The organism is Ruegeria sp. CF5, from assembly GCF_056537325.1.
Genome location: NZ_JBQFRI010000003.1, coordinates 133,567 through 152,233, shown reverse-complemented (window position 1 = coordinate 152,233; position 18,667 = coordinate 133,567). Strand labels below are relative to the sequence as shown.

Here is an 18,667-nt window from a genome sequence, read left to right as displayed (position 1 = left end):
GACTGCTACTATGCAGATCCAAACACTATCGATTGCCTACTGCAATAATCCGATCTTCACGCAGAAAAGTCTGGCATCGCCCTCAAGCCTATGGGCAGGAAAGATTGTTTGATGTCAAGATCATTGCCGCGCAATTATTGCAGACCGGCCTTTGCAAGACTCGTCAAATAGCTTTCCAGAACTGAGGTATCTACTCCTAGCGCGTGCGCTCTTACGAAATCCAGGGAAACCCTTGGCTCAATGTCTTTTGCAGATTGCAGAGCACTGTAAGCCTCAAACACTCGATCAGCTTCTGCTAGCGACGCCGCATAACTAAGAAATGCCTGATGCCCACAATCAACTTTCGCACAAGCCAAACGACATGTGTCAATCGCCTCGTCAAGTCTGCCGAGATAACGCAATGCAGAGCCCTTGTGCTGAAGTGTCGCCCAATTGATCGGCGCGTGCGGATTCAACTGCAAAGCCTTGTCGAATTGCCCAACAGCAGTTTTGGCATCCCGTGCGCCATAATAGTTTACATGCCCAAGGCCTTGATGCGCACCAGCGTAATTGGGGTTAATCTCTATTGCCGCGCGCATCTCTTCGCGCGCGAGATCCACCAAGCCATTGATTAGAAACAACCGGCCGCGGCAATAGCGAGCAAGTGGATCCCTACGATCCAGCTTGGCAGCGGTATCTGCGGCCTTCTGCGCTTCTGATAGAGCGTCAGACGCGTTGTTAACGTGATCGAACAGAGTTGCCGTGATCAGCGTAAAAGCCAAATGGGCGTGTGCACTGGCAAAGTCGCCAGCTTCGAGCGTTGCTTGCCGAAAAAGATCGATAGCTGACAGGTGGTTGTCCCGGCCACCTTGATAATATTGATAATTCCCTCTTTGAACCAACTCCCAAGCACCCAATGTGTTCGTCGGAAGCATCTGTGCCCTCGAGCGTTCCGCGAACTGGATTTCCGGCTCTACAGCGACGGCAATCGCCATCGAGATTTCATCCTGCAGAGCAAGAATATCCTCGAGTTCGCACTCAAAGCGCTCCGACCAAAATTGATGGGCCGTTTCAACTTCGGTCAGATTGGCAGAAATACGCACTTGGTTTCCGGACTTCCGAAAACTACCGCGCAAAAGGTAGTCGACGCGGCATTCATTTGCCAAATCCAAAGCAGCTTGCGCGGTATCTGAACTGGCTCCGGACCCCTTTAGTGAGATCACCACCAAGTTGTGCGAACGCGATATCAACGCACAGATATCCTCAACGATACCTTGGCATAGATAGTCTTGGGTGGCGTCTCCCGATAGGTTTGAAAACGGACAGGTCGCGATTGCCGGTGTACGGTTGGGCTTTGATGCAATTGGCCTGCTCCTGTTTGTCAGCGCCTCAGCTGCAGGTTCTTCAGCTACTTTGGGCAAAAACCGGAAGCCCTTCCCGTGAACGGTCTTAATGTAAGTTTGGGATGTCCCATCATCTCCAAGTGCGGCGCGAGCGGCACTGACGCACGACGATATCGCAGCGTCAGAGATCACACGCCCATCCCAAACTTCAGCCACTATCTCGTCGCGGGATACCACGCGGCCGTGGGTTTGTATGAGATAAACGAGAAGGTCCAAGACCTTCGGTTCCACAGAAACAACCAAGCCGTCGTAAATTAGCTCTCGCTTGCGGATATCGACCACATGTTTGCCAAAACGATATACGCTCGTCATGCTTTTTACTTCCGCTCCATAGAGCCAAGGACCACCACAAGTATAACATAGCTTGCTTGAACATCTGCTGCCTGACACCGCAGTTCTCGACCTCAAATACAAGGATAGTATGAGTTAGAGCGGGTTTTTGCAGCACGTGCTTGAACAGGCACCAGCGCTTAGACTGGGGCGTGCACCACACCGCAGAGGTATCATCCTACGGGCTTGAGCAAGATACTCTTCCCGAACTTTCCACAAGGATTTTCCGAACCCAAGCGTGCAGCTTTGAGTGATGGGTGCGGGTGGTCCAGAACAGGTCAATTTCCAGCTGTTCGGAAATCGGCGCTTCGACGCGATGCAAGGCAGGGTCCAAGGTATTCGCCAACCGCTGAGGCATGCAGGCGATCAGATCTGATCCGGTCAGGTAAGCGGCGACATCGCCGTATTCGGAAAGCTCCACCATAGGCTCCAATCGCACGCCGTGGGCTTTCAGTGCGTCGATATATAGCGGTTGCCAGTCGCCGGCAAACTGCACAACAAGGTGATTGGCTTGCTGCAAGGCATCGAAGGTCAGCGGAGTTTGCGCCAGCGGGTTATTGGGGTCCATCACGTACATATAAGTGTCTGAGCGGACGTGACGCTTGAAGATGTGGTCCCCCTTCAATTGCACCGGTCCGATAAGCAAATCGCATTCGCCACGTTTCAACTGCTCTTCACCCAGTGCGCTGGAGGTCAGGAATTTCAACCTGAGGTTTGGCGCCTGCGATCGGATTGATGGGATGAAGGCGGGTAGAATCGTCATGCGTTCATAATGGTTGCAGGAAATGGTGATCGTGCCAGTCGCCGACGCCGGTGAAAATTCGGGTTCGTTGGTCAACCCTTCGAACTCGGTCAGCAGTCCCGAAACATGACCCACAATCACCTTGCACCGCTGAGTGGGAACCATCTGATTACCCTCGCGTGCGAACAGCGGATCTTTGAAGATCTTGCGCAAACGCGCAATCGTATAGCTGACCGTGGATTGGGTCATGTTCAGCCTATCGGCGGCAACCGAAAACGATCCGAAATCGTGAACGTATTGAAGCACCTGCAGCGATGCGAAGTTTGTCTTCAGGGTATTTTTGGACAAATCCATGAAAAGCATTGTCTATCGAGTTTTTCGATACCCTAAATCAAATACATTCGATTGCCTATATGCACACTTGCGCGTCACCTTTGCCGTCATCCGCAAATCAATGCACGAGACGCCAATGCAATCCGCTCCGGTTCTATCCGATGTCAGCATCGAAGAGCTGACCCAAAACCCCTATCCGGCCTTTGAAAGAATCCGCGCGCTCGGTTCTGCGGTCTGGGTGGACAGCGCCCGCATCCATTTGGTGACGCGGTTCGATGACATCATGACCGTTGAACGCAATCACCACCTGTTTGCCTCGACTAACCCCGGCTCGTTGATGAACAAGGTCATGGGGCATTCCCTGATGCGCAAGGATGACGAGCCCCACAAGATCGAACGCGCCGCGATCGAACCCTCGTTCCGACCAGGGGTTGTAAAAAACCACTGGGCCCCCCGGTTCGAAGAGATCGCCACTGGCTTGATCGACGGGTTCAAGAACGCCGGTGAAGCTGATCTGTTCAATAGTTACGCCGCACCTATGGCGTCGCTGGCGTTGATCGACCTGTTGGGTTTTGAAGACGTGGCGTGGCAGGATATGTGTTGGTGGTCGCAGGCGCTGATGGACGGGGTTGGCAATTATCAGTCTGACCCCGAGATCGCCGATCGGGCCAAACGCGCCTCGGATGCGATTGACGCCGCCATCGACCAAGTGCTCGACAAACACAAGGCGCACCAGAATCCGTCGATCCTGTCCTCGGTGGCCCATGCGGAACATCCTCATTCGATCGAACAGATCCGCGCCAACGTGAAGGTGATCGTTGGCGGTGGACTGAATGAGCCCCGCGACGCGATCCTGACCGCAGTCATGGGGCTTTTGCAAAATTCGGACCAATTGGCGCAAGTGCAAGAAAACCGAAAGCTCTTTGCCAAAGCGTTCGAAGAAGCCGTGCGCTGGGTTTCGCCCATAGGGATGTATCCCCGCCGCGTGACCGAAGATACGGTTCTGGGAGACACACAGCTGAAGGCCGAGGATCAGATCGGCATCTGCGTTGGCGCCGCCAATAGGGATGTGTCGCATTTTGAGAAGGCGGAACAGTTCAACATCAACCGTCCACGCGCGCAGCACCTGGCCTTTGGCGCCGGCCCGCATTTCTGCGCCGGCACATGGGTGGCCAGACAAATGGTCGGCGAAATCGCCCTGCCGATGCTGTTCGACCGCCTGACGAACCTGCGCCTGCAACAGGATCGCCCGCCGGTGGAACGCGGCTGGGTTTTCCGAGGCCCGGTATCATTGCCGGTCGCATGGGATGTTTAAGGAAACGCCGATGATCAACCTGACTTTTGTACAACCCGACGGGACTGAGGTCACGGTCACCGCCACCGCGGGCGACAGCGTGATGAAAACTGCGCTCGATCATGGTGTGCCGGGCATCAGCGCCGACTGCAACGGCTCGGCCGCCTGTGCCACTTGCCACGCGTTCTTTGCCGAAGACCTTTTACCGGACTTGCCCGAGATGGAAGGGCATGAAGACGACCTTTTGGATTTTGCGGCGACCGAACGGCAGGCAGGCAGCCGCCTGAGCTGTCAGATCACCGTCTCCGACCGCCTCGATGGGCAAAGAATCATCCTGCCCGAGGCGCAATAAACACCCATCAGTCATGCTTCAGGGAGGAAACACATGACGACAGGAAAACTGACCAGTCTTGTTGCGGCGGCGGCGCTTGCGCTGAGCGGAACCGCCGTTCTGGCCGCGGATTACACGCTGACCATTTCCAGCTGGGCGCCGCCCACCCATGGTATCAATGCCAAGATGTGGCCGCGATTTGTTGAGATGGTCGAAGAGGCGACCGACGGCAAGGTCACGGCCGAACTCAAGCTCGGGCTGGCTCCACCGCCGGCTCAGATGGACCTGGTTATGGATGGGGCAGCCGACGCCTCGATCATTTTCCATGGCTATCAGCCGGGCCGGTTCGTTGCGACCAAGCTGATCGAACTGCCCGGCTACGAAGGTTCCGCCGAGGCGGCCTCGGTCGCCTATTGGCGCGCGCATGAGGCGCATTTCTCCCAACTCAACGAGCACCGGGGCGTCAAGCTTATCGCGCTGGTGACCCATGGCCCGGCACAGCTGCATTCAGACGCGCCGGTCACTGAGCTAAGCCAGGTGGCAGGCATGAAGGTGCGTGTGCCTGGCGGCGTGGGTGGTGACGTCGGCGCGGCGCTGAACGCGACCGGCATCAAGATTCCGGCACCCAAGGTCTATGAAACATTGGCCTCCAACGCCGCTGACGGGGTGGTTATGCCAATGGAAACCCGTCAGGGCTTTAAGCTGACTGAAGTGGCCAAGAACGTCTATTGGATGCCGGGTGGCCTTTATCGAGGGTCTTTCGCGCTTATCATGAACGAAGACGCCTTTGCCGATCTGCCCGCCGATTTGCAGGTGACGCTGGACGAAAAGGTCTTTGGCGAACCGCTTAGTCGGATGGCCGGCGCGATGTGGGACGAGATCGACGAAATCGGGCTTGAACTGACCAAGGCCGACGCAAGCAATACGATCAATCAGGCCTCCGAAGCCGACGTCGCAGCATTCAAACAAATCGCCACCAACATCCGCACCAAGGTGATTGCTGAAGTCGCCGAAAGCGGCGTCAACGCCGAAGCGGCCTTTGCCCTCATCCAGGCCGAGATGGCCACGCAATGAACCGTCTACCGGGCCGGAGGTTGGAATTCGGCCCGGTTTTTTTTATCTCCAAATACACTGTTCCTGTGTTGGCCGAACGCGGTGTGCGGGTTGATCACGCGACCCTCAACAGGTGGGTTGTGAAGTATTCGCCTCTCGTGGCGACGCGTGCGCAGTCCAAGAAGCGGCCAACTCTGAAATCTTGGCGCATGGCAGAGGCAACGCTCGACCGAATCGAAATCGCTAACATGATCCGCAAAGGTCAACTCACACTTGGATTCTGCCCGTTTCGCCAATTTTCGGAATTGGCTGTTTAACCCGGTGGTTCGGCGAGACTACTTTGTCCAGTAGAAGCTTCGCGACAAAACCCGGTTCGACATCCTGCCAACCCCGCACGCAGCGGGTGCCCTCTTCGTCGTGTCCCATCAGCCGCTTGTAGCCAACGACATCCAGCACAAGGATTGCAGCCTGTCTGCGGTCGATGTGGGCTTGGGTCACGACGATCTTCACTCATTGACGGCGCCCGTCTGCACCTCTGCCCATGCGGATGTTATCGTGTTGATGACGGCATCGACCTCGGTCAGGCCTGTCGCGTTGCAGATCACCGAAATACGCATAACCCATGCCCCCTTCCACCGGGCGCCACCGACAAAGATCACACCTCCGTCGCGTATACGTTGGATGACCGCCTCGGTTGACGCCCTGCGTTCATCGTCGGTGGCGTCCGGAGAGCCAAAATCAACGATAATTTGATTCAATTGAACGTCGTTAAGCACTCGGACACCGGCGATACAGTCCAGTTTTGCCGCGATCTGTCTTGCTACGCTACAGTGACGATCAACAAGCTCTTCGATCCCGTCACGCCCCAACGACTTTAGCATCGCCCAGGTCGGGATGCCTCGCGCCCGTCGTGACAATTCCGGCACCAGAAAACATGGGATGCGGTCATCTCTGTTTTGCGCGGGCAAATAGCTGGCGTCGATCTGCATGGCTTGCTGCAACGCGTCGGTGTCGCGTACGATTGCATAGCCGCTGTCAAACGGGGTTTGCAGCCATTTATGCCCATCAACAGCCCATGAATCTGCAAACTCGACACCAGTGGTCAACGGTTTGTAATTTGGGCTTGCGCGCGCCCAAAGGCCAAAAGCGCCATCGACATGCAGCCACGCCTGCGCGTTTTGAGCGATATTCACAATCTCGGGGAACGGGTCGAACGCCCCGGTATTGATCTGCCCAGCCTGGGCTATAATGATCTTTGGGTCTGTCGTTTCGGCGGCCCGTCGTTCCAGATCGGCCGGTACCATCCGGCCTTGCGCGTCCGTCCGGATCCGGCAAACCCGGTTGCGGCCGAGCCCGAGATAACCCAAAGCGGAAAACACCGAAGTGTGCGCGTCATCGCCGACAAGCACTGTAATCGGTGGCGCTCCAAAAAGCCCATCGGCATCGGGATCCCAGCCGTGCCGCCGCAAGATTGCCCCACGCGCAGCAGCCAGCGCCGTAAAGTTGGCAACCGTTGCACCAGTTACGAAACCCACTGCCGCCCCACGGGGTAGGTCAAGAATGTCGAGCAGCCATTGCCCGGCGATCTGCTCCACCGCAGATGCGGTTGGTGAGGATTCGTGAAAGGCCGCGTTTTGCCCCCACGCACTTACCAGCCAATCCGCCGCGATGCCCACGGGATCCGACCCGCCCAGTACCCAGCCAAAGAACCGTGGGTGGACCATGGGTGTCAGACCGGGTTCGCCCTTTTGAACCAGTTCTTTGATAACCGCTTCGCCGTTTTGGCCCTGCTTCGGAAGCGGCTCATCAAAAGTCGCCAACATCTCGCCATAGCCTTGTGCCAGCCCGCAGGGGCGACTGGAAACGCCCTTGCGATACTCTGTGGCATGGGAAAACCCGGACCTGAGAACTTCAAGTTGGTCTGACATCTTCAGACCATCTGGCTGCCGGGAGTAGATTTGGAGATGGCGATTTCTTCCTCGGTCATCTCTTCGGCGATCCCCTCGAATAACGGGGTCGACAAATAGCGTTCGCCCGTATCTGGCAACATGCACAGGATCGTGGCACCGGGGTCTGCATTTTCAGCTATCTTCATCGCTATTGCGAAAGATGCTCCGCCCGAGATGCCGGTCAGAATGCCTTCTTTGCTTGCCAGTTTGCGGGCCCATTCCACACCAACGGAACCAGGCACAGGGTGCAGCTCGTCATAGTAGGCGTTGTCAACCGACTCTTGCAGAACTGCGGGGATAAAGTCCGGTGTCCAGCCCTGGATCGGATGGGGCTCAAATGCGGGATGGCTACCTGCAGGAGAGCCGTCTTCATTCCGCTCGGTTGGAATGCCGCTGCCAAGAAGCTGCGCGTTCTCCGGTTCGGACAAGATGAATTTTGTTTCAGGACGTTCCTTACGCAACACACGCGCAACCCCTGTCAGGGTACCGCCAGTGCCGTAGCCCGTAACCAGATAGTCCAATGGCTTGCCGTTAAAATCACTCAAGATTTCCTGCGCCGTTGTTGACGCGTGAATCTCGGCGTTGGCCTCGGTTTCAAACTGACGCGCGAGCAACCACCCATGCGCTTCCGCCAGTTCGACCGCCTTACGATACATGCCAAACCCTTTTTCGGCACGTGGAGTCAATACAACCTTGGCGCCAAACATCCGCATCAGCCGTCGGCGTTCGACCGAGAAGCTGTCTGCCATTGTCACAACCAATGGGTAGCCCTTCTGCGCACAAACCATAGCCAACCCAATGCCGGTATTGCCGCTAGTGGCTTCAACAACCGTTTGACCAGATTTCAACGCACCGCTGCGTTCCGCTGCTTCGATGATGTTGAGCGCCAACCGGTCCTTCACTGACCCTGCTGGATTGAACGCTTCAAACTTGACGTACATGTTGACGCCTTCCGGCCCAAGGTTGTTGACCCGGATCGCCGGGGTGTTGCCAACCGTATCCAGGACGCTGTCGTAGATGCGCCCATTTCCTTGAGTTGATCTGAGTTTTCCTTCGGTCATCGCATTCCCTCATGTCTTAACTCGACCGGCGCCAAATTTGAGCGCCAAATCCACAAACCATTCTGCATCATACCGGAAGGTCAGTCTTGAGTAGTTCTTGAGGGTTTCGTGAGAAATAGGTCGAGAGATGCCGCCGTGCCCTCAGATTTCGGGGATACCATGGCGGCTCAGGGCTGTCGAAAACCGCTCGCGAATAATACTGTCCGAAAATGGGAAAGACCGAAAGAAATGCTCTTGGGTGATGCCCAGGCGGCTGACCCTAAGTCGCTTGGCCCAATCCGCCGCTTCACTATGGTTTCCAGCCAGCTCGTTTGTGAAGACAGCTATCATCGCGATTAAGTCATGGGCTCCGGGTGCGTTCGCAGCCCTGACACCCCAATCTGCGGCTTCATCGTAATGCCCTTCAATTGCGTGGCTCATCGCGCGTGTGCCCAGCATGGCATACAGCATCGGATCCAGTGGGCTAAGAATCCTTGCCTCATCAGACAGGCGCCGTCCGGTGTCGGCGGCGCCTGACACTGTCTCGGTCCATGCGCGCGCGTAAATCCCCTGCGCAAAATTGGGGCTAAGTGTGGTTGCACGGTTCAGCCAGCTTTTAGCACAGTCGAGGTCGCCCACAAGCCACAGAGACCGGCCCATGCTGAAATTGGCAAATGGGTCCATGGGGTCAAGTTCGATCGACCTTTCCGCCGCTGACCGCGCAGCGTTAACGGCCACATCGCGGTTATTGGAGTAGTGCATAAAAGCTGTTTTGAAATGCGCAAATGACAATGCAGCATGGGCGCGCGCAAAGCTGGGTTCCAGTGATATGGCCTTTTCGAACCTTGAAATCGCCATGTCATTTTCGTTCGCTTCAAACTTATAAAGAGACTGCAGACCCAGATGGTATGTGGCCCAAACGTCAATGTTTTCGGGTGAACGCAGACGTGCTTTGGTAGCTTCGCTTAGGGGAATCTGGATTTCGACCGCGAATATCACCTGGGCCAGAATTTTTTCACGCACCTCGTGAATGCCATCCATGTCGGACCTGAATTGGTCGGCCCAAATAACCTTACCGTCTACGGTATCCGTTAACACAACTCCTATCGAAACTTGCCGCCCCAAGACTTCGACAGTGCCGGTTACGCAATATTTCACGCCCAGGCATTGATGTATTTTTCCGAAATCGTCCACTGAAGAGCGAAATCGGAAGGACGACCCTCTGGCAATCACGGAAATCCACCGCAACCTCGCGATAGTCGCAATCAATTCGTGTGGAATGGCCTCACAAAGTGTCTTGGCTTCATCACTCGTGCCAATCATCTCAAAAGGTAAAATCGCGATGGAAGGACGCCGAGCCGCACCCACCCAAGCATCTTCACCGCCGTCCAGATCTACGGGTGGTTGCGTCACGTTGGCCGGAATTCCATTTCGCACCTCCGCGATCCAGCGAAACCCCTTTCCGTGAACGGTTTTTATGACCTCTTGCAGATTGCCCGTATCGCCGACCGCGCGCCTGGCCGATTTGACACAGGTCGAAAGGGCGGAATCGGACACGGCGCGTCCGTCCCAAAGCAGAGTGAATAGTTCCTCCTTCGATACAAGCCGTTCGCGGTTTTCGATCAAGAATTGCAAGAGTTGGAATACCATCGGCTCAACGTCGATTCTCGCCCCGTCACGGACAAGCTCCTGACGGGCGAGGTCCAGTTTCAGCTCGCCGAACTCGTAGATCATTTTGAAACTTTAACAGATTTTCCTCTCCCGTCGAATGCTGCAGAAGGAGAACATTGAGGTGGCGTACTGAACTTCAACATTTCGTTCTCAGACCAACAGGGAAAAAATTGTTTCGGAGTATTTCGGCTGAGTTCGGAAAACGTTTTGGGACGCATTGGTGAAAAGATCGACTTGGCAAATCCAGTACACAGGAAGATGGTTCTGTTGCGAAATTTTCGCTGGGCTTGGCGAACGCACCAATACAGCAGGTTAGGCGGCCAATTCGGCGAACTGGCGAAATGGACAGAGTCCTGGTCAGAGCTGACCCTTTCGGATCATGTTCGCGACTTCGATGCCTTCCAACTTCGAAGTTGCACAGGTGAACGATTTGAAGCCGAGCATCGGGCGTTTTCGTCTTTTGATGAAACGGTGATCTTGTTCCACGATGTTATTGAGATACTTGCGCCTTACCATCTCGATCGGGGTCGGACAGCCGAACCCCTTGAGCATTCTGTTGATAGCATTGATGCCAGCTGTGTTAGCACCGCTCTCGTCGATGACTGCACCTGATCGAGCTGAAACATTGCGGGACGATCCGACCCAGCCTGTCTGGTTAGGCAGCAGTCCCTACCCGTTCACTTAAGTAATTCTAAAGCTGTGTGCACAGCTTTGAGTTGGCGTTTTTGCTTGCGCGCGAGATGCTAGTTGCAAATCCCGAAGTCTCGTGAGGGGCTAATGACAGCTCGTTGTATCCAATCAAATGTCCAGAGCTTCTAAATCAAACGGCATAAGTAACTTCTCGTTTGTTGTAGTTCGGATCAGAAGTTGGTTTTCCAAGGCTTCAACGGCACTAACCTCAGCTGCACCGGGCCAACGAAGCGCACCGATGACATGGGTAATTTCAACGTGGTGATGGGGGGCCAGATGAATGACACCATGCCCATTTGGAGAGCTGTTTTCGCCAGCCCCCAGGATTGGCGAAGCGGCACCCTCTTCGACCCCAAGGCAGGCGAAGTGTCGACTTGACCACGGCGCATAGTAACGTCCACCGTTCGAATGCCACAACATTGTCATCGGCAGTTTTTGGGCTGATTTAAGTGATAGGAATACATCACCTTCCACTGGACGAATGACCGCGGTCCATCCCAATCGCTCTTCAGACGAATCCAATCCAACAACAAAGTCTTCACTCTGCGGAGACCATGGGTATTTGGACAGATTCACCTCGCCTTCTACTCCGGGAAAAGACGTCAAAGTTCTGCTTTCAGCCGGATATCGAAGTGCTGAATAGCCCAACGCCGGATCAACCTCCTGCGGCACCTGAGGCGTCCTCCAGCACTGTTTTCGAGAGGTTTGGATGATCCCGCCATTGGGCAAAGATACGTTTGCATGATTTGCGATCGGTATCGCCTCGTCACCACCAATGAAAGTGTGGCGCTGGTAGACAAATGGATGCCCCGGGCGCAATGTAATCTCTTTTAGTAGCTTTGCGCCAAAGACTGTTTTTTCGAGCTCAGCGCGTAAGTAATTGTTGGTTTTTTCCTTTAGTATCCAACGTGAGTTGGGCGGCCAGCCGTGAAGCGGCGATGCCCCCTCAGTTGACCCGAATGGAGCGCAGAAAAAATCACCGCCCAGCTTCTTCAGATGAGGCGCCATCCCCTCGGGCATGACTTCGTCTGTTCCGACCCACGGCGCGCGATGCAGTGGCGAAATCTCAACACCGCCATCGTTTACAGTAAAGCTTTCGATCAACCCCAGCTGCAAATCGAATGAAAGGCGGATACCCGTCGCAGTCAATTCGATCAAGAACTTCTCCTAATCAAATAAAATTACTCTATGAATACCAGAACGCGCCCATTTCCCACCTTAGTTTCGTAGGTTTGGAGATCATCACATACAGGCGCCCTCAGAGCTTTTCCCGAGCGATAGTCGAATAGTCCATTATGTTTAGGGCACTCTATCTCATAGTCCATCACCAGACCGTCCGATAAGTGCACTTGTTCGTGCGTACAGAGACCATCGGTGCAATAGAACTCATCATCCACACTACGAAAAATTGCGTATGTTCGATCCTCGTGGTCCCAACGGATGACGTCTTCTTCCTCGACATCATTTATGGCGCATACGTCAATCCAAGGCATTACGTTCCTCCCAGATCACTACTCACAGCCCCTGTGTTTCGCTCGGGCACTGCCATGTGCAAATGATCTCGATATGGGCGTGCCGTTGGCGGAAGCGTTTTTCGAATTGCGTAATTTGGATCTACTCGTTGCTTCATGACGGAGCTCATCATTTCCCTGTAGCCATCCCAGATCGAGGTATTCGGCGGCGGCAAATCATCCTTGATCAGTTCATGAAGCGCTGGAAGAGAGTAATATGGAACCATCGGGAACATATGATGCTCAATATGGTAGTTCATGTTCCAGTAAACCCAACGGCTTATCGGGTTCATATAAAGTGTGCGAGAATTCAAACGGTGATCAAGAACGTTCTCCGCAAACCCTCCATGCTGAAGCAGCCCCGTCATTACAAAATGCCAGCACCCATAGACCCGAGGGCCACCTATCAAAAGTGTGGGTATCAGGGATTTCCATGCGGCCCCGGAGGCAAGCAAAACAAATGAAATCAGCAAGACAGCAGCGTAGATTGCGATGTGGACTCGCGCCCAAAAAACCGCTTTTTGCCATTGGCTTTCCGGAATGTAATCCTGCTCTTCTTGAGACAAGTTCCCCATGGCATTTCGCATCAGAACTTTGAGCGAAGTCCAGGTTTCAACAATACCTACAAATGCAAGCGCCTTCAGGATCAGGCTGATCGGGTGCATCCACGCTATTTCCGGATCGCGGCCAACAATGAGTGTATCGGTGTGATGCCGCGCGTGGCTCCAGCGCCAGTTGACCGGGTTTCGCATGATCTGGAAGGACGCGATGTGGTACACGACGTCGTTCATCCAGCGGGTTCGAAACGCCGTTCCGTGCCCGCATTCGTGCCAACGGCTGTCGCAGGCAGAACCATACACGACACCGTATGCAAACCAGAAAGGTACGCAAAGCCAACTACCCCAGAAGTACAAACCGCCAGCCGCGAAAACAAAGTGCAAGGCGATCCAGATCACTGTGTCACGAATGGCCGGCGCATCCCTGCGTTTCATAAGCGATTTCAGTTTCTTACGAGGAACCTCGCTGTGGTACCACTCTGCGGCCGACAGACCGGTTTCTATCGCTTGACGCGCATTCACACCAGTCAGGGAATAGTCTCGAACGGTGAGTTCAGAGCCAATGGGCGCGGTCGACTTACTCATTTCCCCTTTCTCCATCGCTCACAGCGCTTCCCACGCGTCTTCCTTGACTATAGCAAAGGCGCCTGAATTTTGGCTTCGCTAACTGGGTGGCGCAGAACTTGCTCGTTTTACAAGCTCAACAGGAAGCGCTGATTTCATTGGAAGCGCTTTGCCAGTGTTCGCCAATTGGCCCAGCAACACCTCTGCCGCTCGACGTCCCAGTTGATGCCGATCTTGTCGGATCGTTGTCAGTGCCGGAACATAGGATCCTGACATTTCGATATCGTCGAAACCAACAACCGAAATGTCACCGGGCACCTTCAATCCACCTGCGACCAGCCCGGAAATCAACCCAAAGGCAACCATATCCGCAGCGCAGAACACCGCCGTTGGGCGCTCGTCCATCGCAAGTATTCTTCTGGCAGCTTCATGTCCGGACTCCAGCGAGAAGTCGCCTCTGATGATCCACTCGGGCCTCGTTGGAAGACCCAAGCGAGTCCGTTCTTCGACCACACCCTCACGCCGAGCGGTCGTCAGAACATTCCCGTCAGGACCGGTAACATGCGCAATTTTCTTGTGGCCCAAATCGTGCAGGTGCCTGATCGCCAATCGCGCACCTTCGGCGTTGTCGCTGGAAATTACCGGAAAGGTCTCGCCTTCCACCCATTCACACAAAAATACGATGCGGTCGCTTGCTCCGTATGTGATGCATTGCTGAAGTGCGGCCGACGGTATTCCACCATCCAATGAGATTGCGCCATCAATTCGACCGTCGCGAAAGTACCCAGCGAGAGTTTCTTCCTGCAACGGGTTACTTTCGGTGTCGGTGATCAGAACTGCGTAATCCGACCCGGCGAACCCCTCGCTGATACCAGCGAGAATGCCCGAATAAAATGGTTTCCCGAGGTTGGGAACAAGGATCAGCACTGCTCCTGCCCGCTGCATCCGCAGGTTTCGGGCAGCTTGATTAACGCGATATCCCGTTTCGCGAATAGCCTCCAAAACAGCTACACGTGTTGATTTTGACACCAGATCGGGGTTGGACAGAACACGACTGACAGTGGCCGTCGACACCCGCGAAGCACGTGCAACGTCCTGTATTGTGGCGGGTTTGGGCATCTTGCTCATGGCTTGACAGTCGATTTCTGGCTTGACTCGAATCTCATGTGATGCCGATTATGTAATCGATTACAGTTTTTGAAAAGCCAGTTTTTCGCAAAATGTAATCGTTTACAACAGGATTTCGTTCGCCATGGGGGAAGTGATGGCATCCAGTTTCAAACGCTTTCGAAAGCCGGGCGCTTAGATGACCGCCAAGGCCTCCTTCGATTTTACCGGAGCAAATGTTCTGGTGATTGGTGCCAGCCGGGCGGGTATCGGTGCTGCGATTGCACGAGCGTTTCAAAACGCCGGTGCGTCGGTCGAAATCACGGGTGTAGAACCGGAATGCATCGAAGAGGACGCCACCCGATTTGCCTACACTCAACTGGATGTAACCGACACGGACGAAGTCTACAATTTCGCAAGCACGCGCGACCATATTGATGTCTTAGTCAACTGCGCAGCGATCACACAGCGTGGCAAGGAAATGGCGCCCGAATTCTTCTCTCATGTACTGGATGTAAATCTGACAGGGTCTTTTCGCTGTGCCGAGGCGCTACACCCTGCCCTGTCGGTTGCAAAAGGGCGCGTCATCAATGTGGCCTCAATGTATGCGCGTTTTGGCTCACCTCAGAATCCGGCCTATGGCGCGTCAAAGGCTGGTGTAGAACAACTGACAAAATCACTGGCGATTGCGTGGGCCGAGGACGGCATTCGAGTGAATGCCATTGCACCGGGGTTTGTCGTGACCGAGCAATCTGCCCGGGCCCGAGAAGACATCGGTTTCACATCAGCAATCGAAGCCCGCACACCACTGGCACGTTGGGGAAAGCCGGAAGACATCGCCGGCACAGCCATGTTTCTCGCATCCGATGCGGCGGCTTTTGTGACTGGTACCTGCGTGATCGTGGACGGAGGATATTCGGTTGTTTGACAGGAGCACTCCATGAACCACGTCGCAAACATCGGGGCGGCTGTGATCGGGACCGGCTTTATAGGTACGGTGCACGTTCAGGCCCTTAGGCGTCTCGGCGTAGATGTAAGAGGCGTCGTTGGATCATCGCCAGAACGCGGTAGGGATCGGGCGCGCGAAATGAGCGTAGCCCGCGCCTATGACTCTCTGGATGACCTGTTGGCAGATGAAAGCGTCAATGTCGTACATGTGACGACCCCCAATCACGCACACTACTCGCAGGTGAAATCGATCCTGGCTGCAGGCAAACATGTCATCTGCGAGAAACCCCTTGCCATGACGTCCACTGAAAGCGCCGAAATGGTCGACCTAGCCAAGGCTTCGGGCAAGATCGCGGCGGTTTGCTACAACATCCGGTTTTACCCCTTGAACCAGCAGGCCCACGGCATGGTCATGTCCGGAGATCTGGGTGATATCCGTTTTGTTACCGGGCACTACCATCAGGACTGGCTTGCCAAACCCACCGACTGGAACTGGCGGTTGGAAAGCAAAATGGGCGGCGCGCTGCGTTCTGTTGGTGACATCGGAACACACTGGATTGATTTGACAAGCTTCGTCACCGGCTTGAAAGCAGCATCGGTCATGGCAGATCTGGCAACCTTCATCCCGGAACGCCAGAAACCACTCGGCTCGGTTGAGACGTTTACCAGCGGAACCGGCGAATCCGAGAGGGTTCGCATCGATACCGACGACGCCGCCATGATCCTGATCCGTTATGAGAACGGAGCACGCGGCGTGATGAGCACATCTCAGGTGAACATGGGTCGAAAGAACTCGTTGCAGTGGGAAATCGCCGGAGCAAAGGCCAGCGCCGCCTGGGACAGCGAAATCCCGGACCATCTGTTCATTGGGCATCGTGACGCGCCGAACCAGACCCTGATGCGTGACTTCACCTTGATGAACGACACTGGGGTTGCTGCCGCAACATTGCCGCCCGGGCATGTGGAGGGCTTCGCAGATTCCTTCCTTAACTTTTTCCGGGCGGTCTATTCCGATGTCATCGCAGGCGGGCGCCAGCCAGCCAGCACGTGGGCCACGTTTGAAGATGGCCATTACGAGATGCGGTTCTGCGATGCCGTCGTGAAATCGGCGAGTGAGAGCCGCTGGGTAGATTTGAGCGAGATTTGAGGGCGATGATATGAAACTGGGCTTACTGACTGCACCGTTCGAAGACTCTCAACTGACAGAGGTGGCAGCCTGGGCCGGAGCCAATGGATTTTCGGCCATGGAGGTTGCCTGCTGGCCAGCGTCCGGTGGCGAACAACGGCGGTATGCTGGAACCAGCCACATCAACGTGGATGGCCTGTCCTCGGATCAGGGCAAGGAAATTGTCGGACAACTCGCCGATCAGGGGATCGAGATTTCGGGCCTCGGATACTACCCCAACCCGCTCCATGCTGATGCAGAGCATCGGGCTGAAGTTATTGGCCATCTGAAAAAAGTGGTTACCGCTGCGGGCGTGATGGGCGTCAAAGTAGTCAACACATTCGTTGGCGGAGACCGCACTCTGCATCTCGACGCGAACTGGGAGCGCGCCACCGAGATTTTCAACCCCATCGTCAAGTACGCGCAAGACGCCGGAGTACGCCTGTGCTTTGAGAATTGCCCGATGATCTTCAGCTATGACGAATGGCCCGGAGGGCACAACATCGCATACTCGCCAAAAATCTGGCGCCGGATTTTTGAGGAATGGGGCGATGGGGTTGGTATGAATTTTGACCCCTCGCATCTGATCTGGCAATTCATCGATCAGACACGTTTTATCAAGGAATTTGGCCCTCACATGGCCCATGTCCACGCCAAGGATGTGATGGTCGATCAGGACGGGCTTTATGAGAATGGGGTGATGTCAACCGGCATGGGATGGCAAATCCCTCGGCTTTGCGGGCTGGGCGATGTGGACTGGCCGGATTTCTTCTCTGGCCTTTACCGCGTCGGATACGATGGTCCGATCATTATTGAGCATGAAGACAGGCTGTTCGAAGGGACAGACGAAAAGATCAAGCGGGGTTTCCTGCTGGCCCGGGATGTCCTGTCGCCATTCATCAAGTGAAGAAATTATCACATTTGAAACGACTAAAACTGGGAGGAAAATGAAATGAAAAACCAACTCTATGGCATTGCTGCAATTGCGGTTTCAGCATCTCTTTCAACCATGGCAATAGCTGATGGGCACAAGCAGTACACCATTGGCGTGTCCAACACCGTTCAAGGCAATGGCTGGCGCGAACAGATGATCTGCGCCATGCGTGCGCAAGCTCTGGTCGAAGCCGATGTGACAAACCTGATCGTCGCGCATCGCAACACCGATTCAGCCGGACAATTGGAAGACATCAACAATCTCATCGAAGCGGGTGTAGACGCCATCGTGCTGAACCCATCCAACCCGGATGCTTTGAACTCGGCACTGGAAAAGGCGATGTCTCAGGACATCGTCGTTGTTGCCGTGGATGCGGGTGTTTCGGCTGACGGTGCCTACATTCTGTCGAACAATCAGGAAGAATACGCCTATCTTGGCGCCAAGTGGTTGTTTGAACAGCTCGGTGGCAAAGGTGACGTTGTTTATATGCGCGGTATCGCTGGCGTCTCAGCCGATACAGATCGAGACAATGGCTTCAAACGAGCATTAGCCGAACACCCCGATATTAATGTGGTGCATGAAGTTTTCACCGGCTGGCAGCAAGACCAGGGCAAGCAACAGATCTTTGACTACCTGGCCACCGGCATCCCGTTTGACGGTGTCTGGACCAGCGGTATCGACAATGTAATCGTCGACGCGTTCACCGAATCCGGTGCTCCCCTGGTTCCAATCGTTGGCGCAGACAACGCTGGCTTTGTTCAATATCTGACCGAGGTTGAGGGATTGAACGGCGCGGCAGTGACAAATCCCGGCTCGGTTGGCGGCGCTGGCATTGCTCTGGCTGTCGACATTCTGAACGGCGAGGCCCCTGAGAGTAAAACAGTCCTTGTCGACCCCGTACTCTGGGAAAACGCGACGGACGCGGGTCGCGAAACGATCAAAGCAGCTCAAAATCCAAATCTGGACCCTGAGTGGCCCGTTTCTGTGACTGTTCCCGGCTGGACCGACTACACGATGGAACAGATCATCGACTGCAAAGGACCCGGCGAGGGTTGATCCCAATTGA

General features: G+C 54.9%; 17 protein-coding genes and 2 pseudogenes. 8 read left to right on the top strand and 11 right to left on the bottom strand.

Annotated features, from left to right (window positions below; translation table 11 throughout):
- Positions 1–134 precede the first annotated feature (134 nt).
- Both ACR0NW_RS10080 and ACR0NW_RS10075 read right to left on the bottom strand, forming a co-directional pair.
- Positions 135–1,694 carry a winged helix-turn-helix domain-containing tetratricopeptide repeat protein gene (locus tag ACR0NW_RS10080; protein ID WP_480791615.1) on the bottom strand — a complete coding sequence of 520 codons (1,560 nt, stop codon included), beginning with the start codon at positions 1,692–1,694 and terminating at the stop codon, positions 135–137.
- Positions 1,695–1,890: 196 nt separating this feature from the next.
- On the bottom strand, positions 1,891–2,808 hold the full coding sequence (locus tag ACR0NW_RS10075) for a LysR family transcriptional regulator (RefSeq protein ID WP_480791614.1): 918 nt from the start codon (positions 2,806–2,808) through the stop codon (positions 1,891–1,893).
- A gap of 115 nt (positions 2,809–2,923) precedes the next feature.
- On the opposite strand from ACR0NW_RS10075, the gene ACR0NW_RS10070 reads away from it, so the two are divergent.
- The 4 genes and pseudogenes from ACR0NW_RS10070 to ACR0NW_RS10055 form a co-directional block, all read left to right on the top strand.
- Positions 2,924–4,102, top strand: coding sequence for a cytochrome P450 (locus ACR0NW_RS10070; protein WP_480791613.1), 1,179 nt, complete (start codon positions 2,924–2,926; stop codon positions 4,100–4,102).
- 10 nt (positions 4,103–4,112) lie between these two features.
- On the top strand, positions 4,113–4,433 hold the full coding sequence (locus ACR0NW_RS10065) for a 2Fe-2S iron-sulfur cluster-binding protein (RefSeq protein ID WP_480791612.1): 321 nt from the start codon (positions 4,113–4,115) through the stop codon (positions 4,431–4,433).
- A gap of 33 nt (positions 4,434–4,466) precedes the next feature.
- The gene (locus ACR0NW_RS10060) at positions 4,467–5,486 is read left to right on the top strand and encodes a TRAP transporter substrate-binding protein (RefSeq protein ID WP_480791611.1); all 1,020 of its coding nucleotides are present in this window, start codon (positions 4,467–4,469) and stop codon (positions 5,484–5,486) included.
- Positions 5,483–5,683, top strand: a pseudogene (locus ACR0NW_RS10055) (hypothetical protein); the annotation flags it as partial. The gene ACR0NW_RS10060 and the pseudogene ACR0NW_RS10055, both read left to right, overlap by 4 nt.
- A gap of 49 nt (positions 5,684–5,732) precedes the next feature.
- On the opposite strand, the gene ACR0NW_RS10050 reads toward ACR0NW_RS10055, so the two are convergent.
- The 9 genes and pseudogenes from ACR0NW_RS10050 to ACR0NW_RS10010 form a co-directional block, all read right to left on the bottom strand.
- Positions 5,733–5,963, bottom strand: coding sequence for a hypothetical protein (locus ACR0NW_RS10050; RefSeq protein WP_480791868.1), 231 nt, complete (start codon positions 5,961–5,963; stop codon positions 5,733–5,735).
- An 8-nt stretch (positions 5,964–5,971) separates the two neighbouring features.
- Positions 5,972–7,393, bottom strand: a complete 1,422-nt coding sequence (locus tag ACR0NW_RS10045; protein WP_480791610.1) for a pyridoxal phosphate-dependent decarboxylase family protein — start codon at positions 7,391–7,393, stop codon at positions 5,972–5,974.
- 2 nt (positions 7,394–7,395) lie between these two features.
- Positions 7,396–8,475: a PLP-dependent cysteine synthase family protein gene (locus ACR0NW_RS10040; protein WP_480791609.1), complete on the bottom strand. Its 1,080-nt coding sequence runs from the start codon at positions 8,473–8,475 to the stop codon at positions 7,396–7,398.
- 141 nt (positions 8,476–8,616) lie between these two features.
- The gene (locus ACR0NW_RS10035; RefSeq protein ID WP_480791608.1) at positions 8,617–10,188 is read right to left on the bottom strand and encodes a winged helix-turn-helix domain-containing protein; all 1,572 of its coding nucleotides are present in this window, start codon (positions 10,186–10,188) and stop codon (positions 8,617–8,619) included.
- A gap of 294 nt (positions 10,189–10,482) precedes the next feature.
- Positions 10,483–10,728 (bottom strand): annotated as a pseudogene (locus tag ACR0NW_RS10030) (DDE-type integrase/transposase/recombinase); the annotation flags it as partial.
- 195 nt (positions 10,729–10,923) lie between these two features.
- A complete protein-coding gene (locus tag ACR0NW_RS10025; protein WP_480791607.1) occupies positions 10,924–11,973 on the bottom strand; it encodes a hypothetical protein in 1,050 nt (349 codons plus the stop codon).
- A 23-nt stretch (positions 11,974–11,996) separates the two neighbouring features.
- Positions 11,997–12,308, bottom strand: a complete 312-nt coding sequence (locus ACR0NW_RS10020; RefSeq protein WP_480791606.1) for a MocE family 2Fe-2S type ferredoxin — start codon at positions 12,306–12,308, stop codon at positions 11,997–11,999.
- Positions 12,308–13,468, bottom strand: a complete 1,161-nt coding sequence (locus ACR0NW_RS10015; protein WP_480791605.1) for a fatty acid desaturase family protein — start codon at positions 13,466–13,468, stop codon at positions 12,308–12,310. Before ACR0NW_RS10015 ends, ACR0NW_RS10020 begins: the two co-directional genes overlap by 1 nt.
- A gap of 78 nt (positions 13,469–13,546) precedes the next feature.
- The gene (locus ACR0NW_RS10010) at positions 13,547–14,575 is read right to left on the bottom strand and encodes a LacI family DNA-binding transcriptional regulator (protein ID WP_480791604.1); all 1,029 of its coding nucleotides are present in this window, start codon (positions 14,573–14,575) and stop codon (positions 13,547–13,549) included.
- A 178-nt stretch (positions 14,576–14,753) separates the two neighbouring features.
- On the opposite strand from ACR0NW_RS10010, the gene ACR0NW_RS10005 reads away from it, so the two are divergent.
- The 4 genes from ACR0NW_RS10005 to ACR0NW_RS09990 are packed head-to-tail and all read left to right on the top strand — an operon-like array spanning position 14,754 to position 18,657.
- On the top strand, positions 14,754–15,482 hold the full coding sequence (locus ACR0NW_RS10005; protein ID WP_480791603.1) for an SDR family NAD(P)-dependent oxidoreductase: 729 nt from the start codon (positions 14,754–14,756) through the stop codon (positions 15,480–15,482).
- A gap of 12 nt (positions 15,483–15,494) precedes the next feature.
- On the top strand, positions 15,495–16,649 hold the full coding sequence (locus tag ACR0NW_RS10000; RefSeq protein ID WP_480791602.1) for a Gfo/Idh/MocA family protein: 1,155 nt from the start codon (positions 15,495–15,497) through the stop codon (positions 16,647–16,649).
- Between the two features lie 10 nt (positions 16,650–16,659).
- Positions 16,660–17,574, top strand: a complete 915-nt coding sequence (locus tag ACR0NW_RS09995) for a sugar phosphate isomerase/epimerase family protein (RefSeq protein ID WP_480791601.1) — start codon at positions 16,660–16,662, stop codon at positions 17,572–17,574.
- A 45-nt stretch (positions 17,575–17,619) separates the two neighbouring features.
- Positions 17,620–18,657 carry an ABC transporter substrate-binding protein gene (locus ACR0NW_RS09990; RefSeq protein ID WP_480791600.1) on the top strand — a complete coding sequence of 346 codons (1,038 nt, stop codon included), beginning with the start codon at positions 17,620–17,622 and terminating at the stop codon, positions 18,655–18,657.
- The last annotated feature ends 10 nt before the right edge of the window (positions 18,658–18,667 follow it).